Source organism: Roseateles terrae (assembly GCF_014192155.1).
GTDB lineage: Bacteria > Pseudomonadota > Gammaproteobacteria > Burkholderiales > Burkholderiaceae_C > Roseateles > Roseateles terrae.
The window spans coordinates 1,333,080-1,347,218 of record NZ_JACHXO010000001.1; the positions used below are offsets into that span (position 1 = coordinate 1,333,080).

The following is a 14,139-nucleotide window of genomic DNA, read 5'->3' on the forward strand; positions in this document are numbered from 1 at the left end:
CTCTTTATGTCCGTTAGCCCACGTAAAAGGCAATTGGCGTGCCTGATCATTGCGGAAGTTGCAAGGCCGTGCGGTAACCCAATGAAAAAGGGCCGCGCCCTTGTGGAGCGCGGCCCGGGGGTTCGGGCTGGATTCGGAGCGGAGGGCCCGAGACCGTCTTCAACCGTGCTTGGCGTCGAAGAATTGCTCGTCTTCGGTCGACCCCTTGAGGGCGGCCGTCGAAGCCTGCGCTTCGATGGTGGTGGTGACCGCATCGAAGTAACCGGTGCCGACTTCGCGCTGGTGCTTCACCGCGGTGAAGCCCTTCTCCGCCGCGGCGAATTCGGCCTCCTGCAACTCCACGAAGGCGCTCATGTTGTTGCGGGCGTATCCATAGGCCAGGTTGAACATCGAGTAGTTCAGGCTGTGGAAGCCGGCCAGGGTGATGAACTGGAACTTGTAGCCCATCGCACCGAGTTCACGCTGGAACTTGGCAATGGTGGCGTCGTCCAGGTTCTTCTTCCAGTTGAAGGACGGCGAGCAGTTGTAAGCCAGCAGCTTGCCGGGGAACTTGGCGTGAATGGCTTCGGCGAAGGCCTTGGCAAAGGCCAGGTCCGGCTTGCCGGTTTCGCACCAGATCATGTCGGCATAGGGGGCATAGGCCAGGCCGCGGCTGATGGCCTGCTCCAGACCGTTGCGGGTGCGGAAGAAGCCTTCCACCGTGCGTTCGCCGGTGCAGAAGGGCTTGTCGTTGTCATCGACGTCGGTGGTGACGAGGTCACCGGCTTCCGCATCGGTGCGGGCCAGCAGCACGGTCGGTACGCCCATGGTGTCGGCCGCCAGTCGGGCGGCGACCAGCTTGGCCACCGCCTCACGGGTGGGAACCAGAACCTTGCCGCCCATGTGGCCGCACTTCTTGGCGGCGGCGAGCTGGTCTTCGAAGTGCACGCCCGCGGCGCCGGCTTCGATCATCGCCTTCATCAGCTCAAAGGCATTGAGCACACCGCCGAAGCCGGCTTCCGCATCGGCCACGATGGGGGCGAAGAAGTCGATGTCGCTCTTGCCTTCGCTCCACTGGATTTCATCCGCACGCTTGAAGGTGCTGTTGATGCGGCGCACCACCTTGGGCACCGAGTCCACCGAATACAGCGACTGGTCGGGATACATCTCGCCGTTGCTGTTGGCGTCCCCGGCCACCTGCCAGCCGGACAGGTAGATGGCCTTCAGGCCGGCCTTGACCTGCTGCATCGCCTGGTTGCCGGTCAGGGCGCCCAGGGCGTTGATGAAGGGCTCGTTGTTCACCAGGTTCCAGAGCTTTTCCGCACCGCGCTTGGCCAGGGTGTGTTCGATCGGCAGGGAGCCGCGCAGCCGAACCACGTCCGCAGCCGTGTAGCCCCGCTGAATGCCCTTCCACCGGGGGTTCTCCGCCCATTCCTTTTCAAGGGCTGCAATCTGCTGGTCGCGGGTCATGGTGCTCATGGAAATCTCCTGATCTTGAGAGTTGAAATCGGGCTGAAAACTGCATTGCCTTGGACTCAAGATTAGGCGGCGACCTGCGCCTTGTGGACCCTTATGTCTTATATAAGACTCAAAATCTTCTCCTTTGAAATCAATAACTTGCAACTTGCAAACCGTATGATGAAACGCGCTTCTCCATGATGAGAAATTTTGCGGCGGTGCAGCACGCCCGCTTTTTACATAACGGCGTCATCGTTTCACCATCTGAAAATCACCCGCTTTGAGCCGTTGGCGACGGGGTGATCAACCCACCCCTTTGCAGGTCGCGCCCCTGCATTGATGCGATTGGGGCCTTCATTTCAGCAAGAACGTGAGGCAGCGGAACGATGAGCCGCGGCCACTATGGCCATGCATGTCACGAGTTTCCTTGCCGGCATGTCGCCAGCACCTCTCCGGTCGGTGGGTCCCACCCGTGCAGTGTTTCGCGCGCCCTGCGCATCGGGACGACCGGCCAAACGGCATGTGGACCGGTGCGGCGGCGCAATCGCCGGCTTTTCATTCCCTCTATTGGAGAATTCTCATGATTCCAGCACTCATCGGCGGTCTCGCCCAAAGCGTCATCCCGCAAGTCGCCGGCGGCGCCATTCAACAAATCGCCGGTGGCCTGACCGGCGGCCAGCCGGGCATCGGTGGCGGTCTGGCCTCCGGCCTGCTCGGCAATGTAATTGGTGGCCTGACCGGCCGTCCGTTCTGATCGCCTGATCAGCAACGACAAGGGCGCCGCTTCCCTCGGGAGGCGGCGCCCTTTTTCATGATCGATTCAGATGCGATCCCGGTGCGATCCAGGGGCCGGTCTTCAGCCCGATCGAGCGAGACCGGCGATGCCCGGCATCACTCCAGCTTCAGCTTCTGCGTTTCCACGACCTTCTTGTAGACGTCGTATTCCGCCTTGATCTGCGCCGAGAACTGTTCCGGCGTGTTGGCCACGATGATCGAGCCGGTCTCTTCGATGCGCTTCTTCACGTCCGGCATCTGCACCGTCTTGCTGACGGCGTCATGCACCTTGGTCACGACTTCCTTGGGCAGGTTCTTCGGCCCATAGATGCCGTAGAAGGCCATGCGGTTCACCGGCTCCAGGCCCACTTCCTTGAAGGTGGGCACATTCGGCAGCACCGCCAGGCGCTGCGGCGCGGCCACGGCGATGGCGATCAGGCGGCCGTCCTTGATGAAGGGCAGTGCCGATGGCAGGTTGTCGAAGATCATCGGCACCTGACCGGCCACGGTGTCGTTCAGGGCCGGACCTGCACCGCGGTAGGGGATGTGGGTCACAAACACACCGGCCAGGCTCTTGTACAGCTCCATCTGCAGGTGGCCAATGCCGCCAGTGCCGGAGCTGGAATAGCTGTACTTGCCGGGGTTCTTCTTCAGCTCCGCCACAAAGCCCTTGTAGTCCTTGGCCGGGAAGGACGGATGCACCGCAATCACATTGGGCGTGGCCGCAATGTTGATGATGGGGGTGAAGTCTTCCAGCGGCTTGTAGGGCACCTTCGGATTGATGGCCGGATTGGCCGCGGTGGTGGACACCGTGGCCACGCCCAGCGAATAACCGTCCGGTGCCGACTTGGCTGTGTCGTTGGCGCCGATGATGCCGCCGCCGCCCGCCTTGTTTTCCACGATCATCGTCTGACCCAGCGGGCCGTTGATGTTCTGGGCCACCACGCGGGCAATGATGTCGGTTGTGCCGCCGGGTGCAAACGGCACCACCAGCTTGACCGGCTTGTTGGGATAGGTCTGGGCCAGAGCCAGTGCGCTGCACAGGCTCAGGCCGCCCAGGAGCAGCCCGTGTTGGAACAACTTGCGACGGTTCATGGTCTCCTCATCGGGGAAGCAATATCAGTCCCGGAGCTTAAGGAGTCATGCGCCCCCTCCGCGCTAGCGGAATTACGTATGGTCGCAAGTTTGACGAAGCGCCCATTCAATGTGTTCCGCGAGCAACGGCGAAGCTCTCTGTTGGCCAGCACACAAAGCGGCGCGGATCGACGCACGCAGCTCGGCATCCAGCGACTGGCGCAGCGCATTGCCCATCGCCACCGCCAGGTTCCGCTGCCAACGCGCGTGGCCGATGCGTCGAATGGCCGAGCCTTCGGTGCGCTTGAGGAAGGTGGCTTCGTCCCAGGCCCACAGCTGCAGCAGCGAGGCATGGCCCAGCGGCTCGCGCCAGTCGAAGTCAGGCAAGGCCTGGCGCCGCGCAAACTTGTTCCAGGGACAGACGAGCTGGCAGTCGTCGCAGCCGTAGATGCGATTGCCCATGGCGGGCCGCAGTTCCTCCGGAATCGGCCCGTCCTGCTCGATGGTCAGGTAGCTGATGCAGCGCCGGGCATCCAGGCGGTATGGCGCGACGATCGCCTGCGTCGGGCAGGCGTCCAGGCAGGCGCGGCACTGGCCGCAGTGGGCGGTGACCGGCTCGCTCGGCGGCAGCGGCAGATCCAGATAGATCTCCCCGAGGAAGAACATCGACCCGGCCTCCCGGTGCAGGGTTAGGGTGTGCTTGCCCCGCCAGCCGATGCCCGAGCGGCTGGCCAGTTCCACCTCCAGCACCGGTGCCGAGTCGGTGAACACCCGGTGCCCCAGCGGCCCCACGGCCGTCTGGATGCGGTCGGCCAGCTGCTGCAGGCGCTGGCGCAGCACCTTGTGATAGTCCCGCCCCCGGGCATAGAGCGAGACCTGGGCGCGGGCCGGATCGGCCAGGGCCGCATGCTCCTTTTGCTGCCAGTCGGCGTCCAGATGGGCCGGTAGGTAGTCCATGCGTGCGGTCAGCACACACAGCGTGCCGGGCACCAGCTCGGCCGGCCGCGCGCGCTTCATGCCGTGGGCCTGCATGTAATGCATCTGGCCATGAAAGCCGGCATCGAGCCAGGCTTGCAGGCCCGCTTCCGCATCGGTGAGATCGACGTGGGCCACGCCAATCTGTGAGAATCCGAGCTCAAGCGCCCAGGTGCGGATCTGACCCGTCAACGCATGCAGCGTGTCGGGCGTTCGGTCGGGAGCGTTCAGCAAGGATTCCATAGGTTTTGAGCATTTTAGAAACCCGCCAATTCCGTTGGCCTGATGAGGCCGCCTGCGAGCGTTTTGCGCAGGCGCTGGCCCGGTGTCCGCAAATCTCGGACCTCAGTATCGAACTCGAGGGCGGCCTCGGGGCCGGCAAGACCAGCCTGGTGCGGCATCTGCTGCGCGCGCTGGGCGTGACCGGTCGCATCAAGAGCCCCAGTTATGCGGTGGTGGAGGACTATCAGCCCCCTGCCCTGCAAGGCCTGCCCGCCCATCACTTCGACTTCTACCGCTTCAACGACCCGCGCGAGTGGGAAGACGCCGGCTTTCGCGACCTCTTTGCCGCGCCGGGGCTGAAGCTGAGCGAATGGCCCCAGAAAGCGGCCGGCATGCTGCCGCCGCCCGACCTTCACCTGACCCTGGACGTGGCGGACGACGACCGCCGCGATGTCCTCGCCCAGGCTCACACGCCCCGCGGCGTGGCGCTGCTGGCGGAACTGACCCAATACCTCGATCAAGCATGACTGGAGACTCCCGGACCTCTGCCCCGCGCCGCCGCGCGCTCCGCCAGATGGGTGCGCTGGTGCTCAGCGTGCCGGTATGGCCGGCCACCCTGCCCTCGGTGGCGCAGGCGGCGGGCTCGTCGGCGTCCATCATTGCGGTGCGCGTCTGGCCGGCAGAAGACTACACCCGCGTCACGCTGGAATCCGACCGTGCCCTGGCCGCCAAGAGCTTTCTGGCCAACCATCCGGACCGGCTGGTGATCGACATCGACGGCCTGGAACTCAGCCCCGACCTGCGGGAACTGCTGGGCAAGGTCCGGCCGGACGATCCCTACATCGCGGCGGTGCGCGTCGGCCAGAACCAGCCGCGGGTGGTGCGCATCGTGTTCGACCTGAAGCAGCCGATTGCCCCCCAGGTGTTCACCATCGAGCCGGTGGCCGCCTACAAGAACCGGCTGGTGCTGGATCTGTATCCGTTGCAGGAGCGTGATCCGCTGCTGGATCTGGTCCGCGAGAAGGAAGCGGCGGAACAGGCTGCCGCCCAGTCGGTGCAGGATGCGCTGGGGGAGCTGATCGACAAGATCGGTCGCCCGCAGCCGGCCGCCTCTGAAGCGGAACGCGCCGTGGCGCAGGCCCGCCCCCAGGCCCGTCCTGCGCCGCGCCCCGCCGGCCCCACCCCACCACCGCCACCCGCACCCACCCCGCCACCGCCCCTCAAGGACGTGGCGCCGGAGATGAGCCAGGCCAAGCTGGACCGGCTGATCGTGATTGCGATCGACCCCGGTCATGGCGGTGAAGATCCGGGCGCCATCGGCCCCAGCGGGCTCAGGGAAAAGGATGTGGTGCTGGCCATCGGTCTGAAGCTGCGCGAGCGGCTCAACAGCAATCCCAAGATCCGCGTCATGATGACCCGCGACGCCGACTTCTTCGTGCCCCTGGGCGAGCGGGTGCGCAAGGCCCGCCGGGTGCAGGCCGACCTCTTTGTCTCGATCCATGCCGACGCCTTCATCACTCCCAAGGCCCGCGGCGCTTCCGTGTTTGCCCTGTCCTCCGGTGGTGCCAGTTCCACGGCCGCGCGCTGGATGGCCGACAAGGAAAACGCCGCCGATATCGTGGGCGGCGTCAACACCAAGGGTGTGAAGGACGACGGCGTGCTGCGCGCCATGCTGGACATGAGCACCACCGCGCAGATCAAGGACAGCATGAAGCTGGGCGGCGAAGTGCTGGGTCAGATCGGCAAGGTGGGCAAGCTGCACAAGGGCAGCGTGGAACAGGCGGGATTTGCGGTGCTCAAGGCGCCGGACGTGCCCTCCATCCTGGTGGAGACGGCCTTCATCTCCAACCCCGAGGAAGAGTCCAAGCTACGCGACCCGGACTATCAGGATGAACTGGTCAAGGCGCTGGCGACCGGGATTGCCCGCTACTTTGCGAAGAATCCCCCGCTGGCGGCGCGGCATCGGGCGCTTTGACGGGAATGGATGTTGCTTGAAAAAAAGGCCGGAGCACTCGAGGTGCACCGGCCTTTGATCTTCTGACCCTTTCCCTCTCCGCAAGACGTCCGCGAAGGGTGCTGCGGGCTTCCTGCGGATAGCGGGTCTCTGGTGTCAGATTTTGGGTATCAGGCTAGAGCTATCAAGCCTGCTGACGACGGCGACGCAGCAACGCCACGCCCACCATGCCCAGACCGGCCAGCGCCAGGGTGCCGGGTTCCGGCACGCTGTTGGCAGCGGCAGCCGAGAAGTTCAGATTGTCGATCGCCACCGCACCGCTCTGGATGATCTCGAAGCGGGCGATGTTGGAGGTGGAATTCACGCTCAGGCTGAACCAGCTGGTGCCGCTGCCCGAAGCCGAGGCCAGCAGATGGTTGGCGCTGTCGTAGACATTCAGCGTGGCGCGATCGAAATCATTGCCTTCATCACCCACCAGCATCGACAGGCTGTTCACCGCCACGCTGAAGTAGCCGGTGATGTTGTCCCAGCCCGACGAGCCCAGCGAGTAGTTACCCGCAGCCGACTTGCTGCCGGAGTGGTCGTAGACCCAGTACGAGGTGTTGGCACTGAAGGTCAGACCCTTGCTGGCGTAGCGGTCGTAGGTCGGCGTGACATTGCGCAGGTCTTCGAAGTTCACGGTCGCGGCGGCGGCCGGCGTCACAACGGCCACCAGCCCGGCGGCGGCCATTGCCAGGGAGGCGATCAGGCGATTCAGCATGAGGTGCTCTTATAAGAAATGTCCAAACGCACTCCAAGTAGCGAAATGTGTGCCAACGCACTAAGTCATTGATTCCCTTATCCCTAAGGATAGGGATGCCGTGTCACTGTAAAAAGCTTCGACAGCGGCTTGAAACTGTTCGTGAACTGCGTCACGGATGGTGAGATCGGGCTGTCGGAAAATTTGACAGTGTTGCGGCGCTAAAGAAAAACACCCCGCCTCCGGATCGGGTCCGGAGCACGGGGTGTTCATGAAACGCAAGCGTCGGGCTTGCTCAGCGGCGCAGCGGCCGATCCACTCTGCGGCTAAGCCCTTCAGCGCTTCTGAAGCTCAACCGCCGACCTTCGTCGGCATCGCCGGCGGTTCGGTCCGCTGGATCGGCTTCCAGGTCTTGAGCCGCTCCATCACATTGGCCACGGCCGCTTCCAGTTGCACGTCGCGACCTTCATTCACGGCCACCGGGTCGAGGTTGACATCGATATCCGGCGCCACGCCTTCGTTCTCGATGCGCCATTCCCCTTCCGGCGTGAAGAAGCGGAAGAACGGCACCACCAGCGAGCCACCGTCGATCAACGGCGGATTGGCCGCGATGCCGATCAGCCCGCCCCAGGTCCGCTTGCCGATCAGCGGACCGAGGCCGGTACGGCGGAAGGCATACGGCATGAAGTCGCCGCCCGACCCTGCGTCCTGGTCGATCAGCATCGCCTTGGGCCCATAGATCGCGCCGCCCGGGGTGTCGTAGACCAGCGCGTCGCGGTCCTTCCAGCTGCCCAGGTAGGCGCGGCCCAGCACCTCGGTCACGTAGTTGGCGGCCTGGCCGCCGCCGTTGCGACGGTCATCCATCACCAGGCCCTGCTTGTCCACCTGCGCGAAGAACATGCGGTTGAACAGCTGGAAGCCTTGGGTCGCCGTGTCCGGCATGTAGACGTAGGCCAGCTTGCCACCGCTCAGGCGGTCCACTTCCTGGCGGTTGTGCTCCACCCAGTCCCACTGGCGCAGCGCCACTTCGCTCGCGATCGGCTCCACCTGCACCTGACGGGCGCCCAGCCCCTTGGCGTCGCTGGCGATCGTCAGCTGCACCGGTTTGCCGACGGTGTTTTCCAGTTGCTGGAAGAGGTTGTGCTGGGCATCCACCGGGCGGCCGTTGACCGCCAGCAGGTAGTCCCCCGCCTTGACGTTGAGGCCCGGGGCCGCCAGCGGCGCCTTCAGGAACGGATTCCAGCGATCGCCCTGGAAGATCTTGCTGATGCGGTAGTGGCCGCCGTCAAAGCTGAAGTCCGCGCCCAGCAGGCCAATGGCCACCTTGGGTTCGGTCAGCACGTCGCCGCCGCCAACACGGTTGTGGCCGACCTGCAGCTCGCCGATCATCTCCACCATCAGCTCGTTCAGGTCTTCACGACGCTGCACATGGGCCAGCAGCGGCAGATAACGCTGATAGATGCCCTTCCAGTCCACGCCATGCAGCTTGGGGTCGTAGAAGAATTCCTTCTCCATCCACCAGGTCTCGTCAAAGATCTGGCGCCATTCGGCGCGCGGGTCGATGCGCACCTTCAGGCCAGAGACATCCACCGGCTTGGCGTCGATCTTCTCCCGCGCATCGGCCACCTCCAGCCGGCCATTGCCCAGGTCGAAGAGGATTTTCTTGCCGTCGGCACTCAGGGAATAGTCCTGCACGCCCGGCTTGATGGACTTGGCCTTTTTCTCTTCGAAGTCGAAACGGAACAGCGAGCCGCGCTCGTTGCCATCGCCGGATGGCGGCTCGATGCTGGTGCCGGGCTGTTCACGCTCGATGTAGAACAGGGCGCCATCGGCGGCGACGTCCAGATGGTCGTACCGCGCCTGGGCCACCGGCAGACCGACGATGCGGTTCTGCAGGCCGGCGAAGTCGATGCGCACCGGCTTGGCCTTGCCGTCCTTCTTGTCGCCCTTCTTGTCGTCCTTCTTGTCGGACTTGGCGTCAGCTTTGGCATCCACCTGGCCGTCAGCCTTCTTGTCCGACTTGCTGTCGGACTTGTCGCCCTTGTCCTCATCGTCGCCGTCCCCGGCGCCGCCCTTGCCGGCCTTGCCGTCTTCATCACCCGCCTTGGGCAGCAGCGGCGACGAGCCGTCCGACCGCAGCACCGCCGCGAACAGCCCCATGCGCAGCGAACGCTCCTGGGTGGACATGTCCAGGCCCACCTGCGCCGGTCCCGAGTTCACCGATGCGGCGAAGAACAGCACGTCCCCCTTGCTGGAGAACACCGGCTGCTCGGCATGGCTCATGCCGTCGGTCAGCGTGTGCTGCTGGCCGGTCTGGAAATCGTGCACCTTGATCTGGCTGAAGTGATTGCGGCCGGTCACCGTGTAGGCGAGCCAGCGGCCATCGGGCGAGAAGCTGGCGTCGTAGTTCTGGCGGCGTGGGCTGCTGTCGATCTTCAACAGTTGACCCGACTGCACGCCGGACAGCGGCAGCTGATAGAGGTTGAGATGGTTGTCCTGCAGCAGCAGGCGGCTGCCGTCGGGCGACCAGTCCAGCAAGCGGAAATAACCGGTCTCCGGCAGCAGAATCTTGCGCGGCGTTTTGCCCACGGCCTGGTCGCCGAGCTGGTCGCGCAGCACCACCTGATGGCGCATGCCGGGCTCGTCGGACACATAGGCCACCTGCTGGCCGTCCGGGCTCCACAGGGCGTCCTTTTCGCGGACGCCGGACGTCTGGGTGAGGTTGCGCACCACACCGTCCTTCACCGGCACCGAAAACACCTCGCCCCGCGCGCTCACCAGCACCCGCTTGCCGGTGGCCGACAGCGCCACGCTGGTGATGGTGCGGGCGGCATCCTTCCACTGCACCCGCGCCTGGGCGCTGGGTTCGTTCAGGCTGACGTTCAGCGTCACCGGCTCGCCACCCGCGAGGCTGATTTCCTTGAGGCGGCCGCCCACCTCATAGACGATGCGGCCATCGCGGCCGTCCGCCGTCTTGACGTCCCAGCTGGTTTCCTTCGTCAACTGGCGCAGGGATTTGCTGCGGGTGTTGTAGGCGAAGAGGTTGGCGGCACCGTCATTGCGATCGGAGATGAAGACGACTTCATCGCCCATCCAGATCGGGTTCCAGTCGGTGGCATTGACGTGGGGAATCTCTTCCCAGGTCTTGCCCTTGGGGTCGATGATCCAGATCGGCGGCGTGGTGCCGCCGCGGCTCTGACGCCAGCCGCTGGCGCCGTTGTTGGCCTGGCGGTAGGGTCGGTAGGCCAGCAGACGACCGTCCGGGCTCCAGCTGCCCTCGTAGGCCACGGCCTTCATCACCTGCTGCTCGAAGCCGCCGCCCACCGGCACTTCGTAGAGCTGGTTGCTGCGGTTGTTCAGCACCTGGCGTGGCGACGCGAACAGCACCCGCTGGCTGTCCGGGCTCCAGCCGGTGACCTGGTCGCTGCTGCCGTGCCAGGTCAGGCGGCGGGGCTGGCCGCCGGCGGTGGGCACCACATACACGTCGGTATTGCCGTCATAGGCGGCCGAGAAGGCGAGCCACTGGCCGTCCGGCGAGAATTTCGGAGTGAATTCCGACGTCACCCGCGGCACCAGCTGGCGCGGCTGGCTGCCGTCGCGGTTGGCGAGCCACAGCGCCCCGCCATACACAAAGGCCAGATGCCGGGCCGACACCGCCGGCTGACGCAGCAGCAGGCTGACGGCGGCGCCGGAGGCGGTCACCGGGGACACCGCCGCCGTAGCCGATGCCGATGAGGGAGGCGTGCCAGCGGTGGCGGAGGCCGCCGCGGACGAACCGGACTGCGACATCGCAGGCGATACGGCCAGGCCGGCGGCCAGGCTGACGGCGACGTTCAGGGCCAGGGCGATGGCCTGGCTCAGGGAACTCAGTTGCATGGGGCTGGGTACGGTGAAGTACGGTTGAAACCAGCGCCGCAGAATAGCGGGCTGGCGGGACCGTGCCGAAGCTCACCCCCATCGAACTGGCGCGTCCGGACTCGGGAGATACCCGAAGACGGGCCTGTCCCGCGGCCTCGTCTGGACCGGCCCGTCCGCCTCGTCAGGCCTGGGCCGGCTTGCGCGACGCCTTCCAGCCGCCGTACAGGGCAATCAGGCCTGGGATCAGGATCATGGCCCAGATGATCTTGCTCAGATGGGTCTGCACAAAGGGAATGTTCCCGAACAGATAGCCCGCCAGCGTCAGGCCCACCACCCACAGCATCGCGCCGCCCACGTTGTAGGCGGTGAAACGGCTGCGGCTCATCGCCGCCACCCCGGCCACGAACGGGGCGAAGGTGCGGATGAACGGCATGAACCGGGCCAGCACGATGGTGATGCCACCATGGCGCTCATAAAACTCATGCGCGGCGTCGAAGGCGCGCTTGTTGAAGAAGCGGGACTGCTCCCACTGGAACACCTTGGGGCCGAGCGTGCGTCCGATGGTGTAGTTGCACTGGTCCCCCAGGATGGCCGCCACCAGCAGGACGCCCATGGCCAGCGGCAGGTTCATCACGCCGGCGCCGCACAGCGCCCCGACGACGAACAGCAGCGAGTCACCCGGCAAAAACGGCATGACCACCACGCCGGTTTCCACGAAGACGATGAGGAACAGCAGCGCATACACCCAGGCTCCATAGTTCGTGACGAACTCGGCCAGATGCGCGTCCACGTGCAGGACAAAATCGAGGAGGAATTGCAGGACATCCATGGCGGCGCATTATGGCGGTGTCCCGCCCCCTCCCCAGTCGGTTCCGCCTGCCCCCGGATTCGGGGGCCTCTTCTACAATGGCCCCCCTATGGATGCCTCTTTTGCCCCCCCGGCGACCGTCTCGCCGGGCGGCGCCCCCACTGCCCCGCCGCGTCGCTCGATTTGCGAACTCCCCGATGAACTCATCAGCCAGATCGCGGCTGGCGAGGTCGTGGAGCGCCCGGCGTCCGTCGTGCGGGAACTGGTGGACAACGCGCTGGACGCCGGCGCCGGCCAGATCCAGCTGAAGCTGCTGGCGGGCGGTGTGCGCAGCCTGGTGGTGGAGGACGACGGCTGCGGCATTCCAGATTCCGAGCTGCCGCTGGCCATCAAGCGCCATGCCACCAGCAAGATTCGCAGCCTGGATGAGCTGGAGGCGGTGGCAACCATGGGCTTTCGCGGCGAAGCGCTGGCGGCGGTGTCGTCGGTGGCGGAGCTGGCGCTGGTCTCCCGGTTCGACGGCGCGCCGCACGCCTGGCGCCTGGACGCCCGCAGCGGCGAACTGAGCCCGGCCGCCCGGTCGCGCGGCACCAGCGTGGAAGTGCGAGAACTGTTTTTCAATACACCGGCACGCCGCAAGTTCCTGAAATCCGAAGGCACCGAGCTGGGCCACTGCCTGGAAGCGCTGCGCCGCCATGCGCTGGCGCGGCCGGACGTCGGTTTCACCGTCTGGCATGAAGGCAAGCTGGTGGACCAGTGGCGCGCGTCGTCGCTGGCCCAGCGGGTCGCGGAGGTGCTCAATGAGGACTTCGTCAGCCAGAGCCGCGAGGTGATGGCCGAGGTCGGTCCGCTGCGCATCCATGGTCGGGTGGGCCTGCCGGAAGCGGCGCGCAGCCGGGCCGACATGCAGTATGTGTATGTCAATGGCCGCTACGTGCGGGACAAACTGATCGCGCACGCCATCCGCTCGGCCTTCGACGATGTGCTGCATGGACAGCGCCAACCCAGCTATGTGCTGTTCATCGACATCACGCCGGAACTGGTGGATGTGAATGTGCACCCGACCAAGATCGAGGTGCGCTTTCGCGATGGCCGGGAAATTCACCAGCAGGTGCGACGCGCGGTGGTGGCGGCGCTGGCGCTGAGCCGCACCAGCGATGGGGTCACGGATGATCTGGCGCCGATGCGCCCGGGCTCCGTCCCGAAGACCTGGAGCGGCACCCATGCGTGGGAGCGGCCGATGTCGCAGGAGGCGGCCGCTGGGGGCGTCGATGGCGTCGACGGCGCGATAAATGGCGCCGGAACTCCAGGCCTGGGTGGCACGGGTTCCGGCATTGGTGGCGGTGCCTATGGCGGTGGCGGCGCTGAGTTGGGTGTCGGCGAATCGGCCGGCGTGTATGCACGGGGCGCTGACGGGCGGTCTGAGGGCGGGGACAGGTCTGGCGTCTACCGCACGGCCCCCGGTGCTGCGGGCGGCTGGTCAGACAGTCGCGGCGCAAGTGGCGGTGGCGGTGGTGCAGCCTGGCGCGCGCCCATCCCGACCCGTGCCCAGACGGCGCTGGCGCTCGAACAGGCGGAAGCCCTCTACGCCCCATCGACCCACGCACTGCCGACGACAACGTCGTCCTTCCGATCCGGTTCCGCGACGGGTGCGGGAGCCGGTGCGGCCCATCCGGCCACGCCCCTGCCCGCCACCCAGGCCGGCGAGTGGCCGCTGGGTCGGGCCATTGCACAGATCCAGGGCATCTACATCCTGGCCGAAAACGCTCAGGGTCTGGTCATCGTGGACATGCACGCCGCCCACGAGCGGGTGGTCTACGAGCGGCTCAAGGCCTCGCTGGGTCAGGCCCGGATCGAATCCCAGCCGCTGCTGATCCCGGTCACCTTCTCCGCCACACCGCAGGAAATCGCGACCGCCGAAGCCCAGGCCGAGACCCTGCAGCGGCTGGGCCTGGACATCTCGCCGCTGTCGGCCCGGATGCTGGCGGTGCGCGAGCGCCCCGCCCTGCTGGCCGGTGGCGATGTGGTCGAACTGGCGCGCGGCGTGCTGGCGGAACTGGCGCAGTTCGATGCCAGCCACGCCATCGAGCGGGCCCAGCACGAAATCCTGGCCACCATGGCCTGCCACGGCGCGGTGCGCGCCAACCGGCAACTCAATCTCGACGAAATGAATGCCCTGCTGCGCGACATGGAACGCACCGAACGTGCGGACCAGTGCAATCATGGTCGTCCCACCTGGCGCCAGCTCACCGTGCGTGACCTGGACGGCCTGTTTCTGCGCGGACGCTGACGAGCGCG

Annotated in this window: 10 protein-coding genes; 4 read left to right on the plus strand and 6 right to left on the minus strand. The window is 65.8% G+C overall.

Features of this window, described 5'->3' with window-relative positions; all coding sequences use genetic code 11:
• Nucleotides 1-159: 159 nt before the first annotated feature.
• Entirely contained in the window at nucleotides 160-1,449 is a 1,290-nt protein-coding gene (gene aceA / locus FHS28_RS05570; RefSeq protein ID WP_088449679.1) for an isocitrate lyase, read from the minus strand.
• 568 nt (nucleotides 1,450-2,017) lie between these two features.
• Here aceA and FHS28_RS05575 point away from each other — a divergent pair.
• Nucleotides 2,018-2,191, plus strand: coding sequence for a hypothetical protein (locus FHS28_RS05575; RefSeq protein WP_184294198.1), 174 nt, complete (start codon nucleotides 2,018-2,020; stop codon nucleotides 2,189-2,191).
• Between the two features lie 137 nt (nucleotides 2,192-2,328).
• On the opposite strand, the gene FHS28_RS05580 is transcribed toward FHS28_RS05575, so the two are convergent.
• Entirely contained in the window at nucleotides 2,329-3,306 is a 978-nt protein-coding gene (locus FHS28_RS05580) for a tripartite tricarboxylate transporter substrate binding protein BugE (RefSeq protein ID WP_088448705.1), read from the minus strand.
• A 72-nt stretch (nucleotides 3,307-3,378) separates the two neighbouring features.
• A complete protein-coding gene (queG, locus tag FHS28_RS05585; protein ID WP_088448704.1) occupies nucleotides 3,379-4,503 on the minus strand; it encodes a tRNA epoxyqueuosine(34) reductase QueG in 1,125 nt (374 codons plus the stop codon).
• Nucleotides 4,504-4,508: 5 nt separating this feature from the next.
• Here queG and tsaE point away from each other — a divergent pair, with 5 nt between their 5' ends.
• Both tsaE and FHS28_RS05595 read left to right on the plus strand, forming a co-directional pair.
• Nucleotides 4,509-5,009: a tRNA (adenosine(37)-N6)-threonylcarbamoyltransferase complex ATPase subunit type 1 TsaE gene (gene tsaE / locus FHS28_RS05590; RefSeq protein WP_088448703.1), complete on the plus strand. Its 501-nt coding sequence runs from the start codon at nucleotides 4,509-4,511 to the stop codon at nucleotides 5,007-5,009.
• Nucleotides 5,006-6,457: an N-acetylmuramoyl-L-alanine amidase gene (locus FHS28_RS05595; protein WP_088448702.1), complete on the plus strand. Its 1,452-nt coding sequence runs from the start codon at nucleotides 5,006-5,008 to the stop codon at nucleotides 6,455-6,457. The genes tsaE and FHS28_RS05595 overlap by 4 nt, the downstream gene beginning before the upstream one ends.
• 163 nt (nucleotides 6,458-6,620) lie before the next feature.
• On the opposite strand, the gene FHS28_RS05600 is transcribed toward FHS28_RS05595, so the two are convergent.
• The 3 genes from FHS28_RS05600 to FHS28_RS05610 form a co-directional block, all read right to left on the minus strand.
• Nucleotides 6,621-7,196 carry a PEP-CTERM sorting domain-containing protein gene (locus FHS28_RS05600; protein ID WP_088448701.1) on the minus strand — a complete coding sequence of 192 codons (576 nt, stop codon included), beginning with the start codon at nucleotides 7,194-7,196 and terminating at the stop codon, nucleotides 6,621-6,623.
• A 330-nt stretch (nucleotides 7,197-7,526) separates the two neighbouring features.
• Complete coding sequence (locus tag FHS28_RS05605; protein ID WP_221193715.1) at nucleotides 7,527-11,051, minus strand: S41 family peptidase; 3,525 nt, start codon at nucleotides 11,049-11,051, stop codon at nucleotides 7,527-7,529.
• 163 nt (nucleotides 11,052-11,214) lie between these two features.
• The gene (locus FHS28_RS05610; RefSeq protein ID WP_088448700.1) at nucleotides 11,215-11,862 is read right to left on the minus strand and encodes a DedA family protein; all 648 of its coding nucleotides are present in this window, start codon (nucleotides 11,860-11,862) and stop codon (nucleotides 11,215-11,217) included.
• 88 nt (nucleotides 11,863-11,950) lie between these two features.
• On the opposite strand from FHS28_RS05610, the gene mutL reads away from it, so the two are divergent.
• Nucleotides 11,951-14,131: a DNA mismatch repair endonuclease MutL gene (mutL, locus tag FHS28_RS05615; protein ID WP_088448699.1), complete on the plus strand. Its 2,181-nt coding sequence runs from the start codon at nucleotides 11,951-11,953 to the stop codon at nucleotides 14,129-14,131.
• Nucleotides 14,132-14,139: the final 8 nt, after the last annotated feature.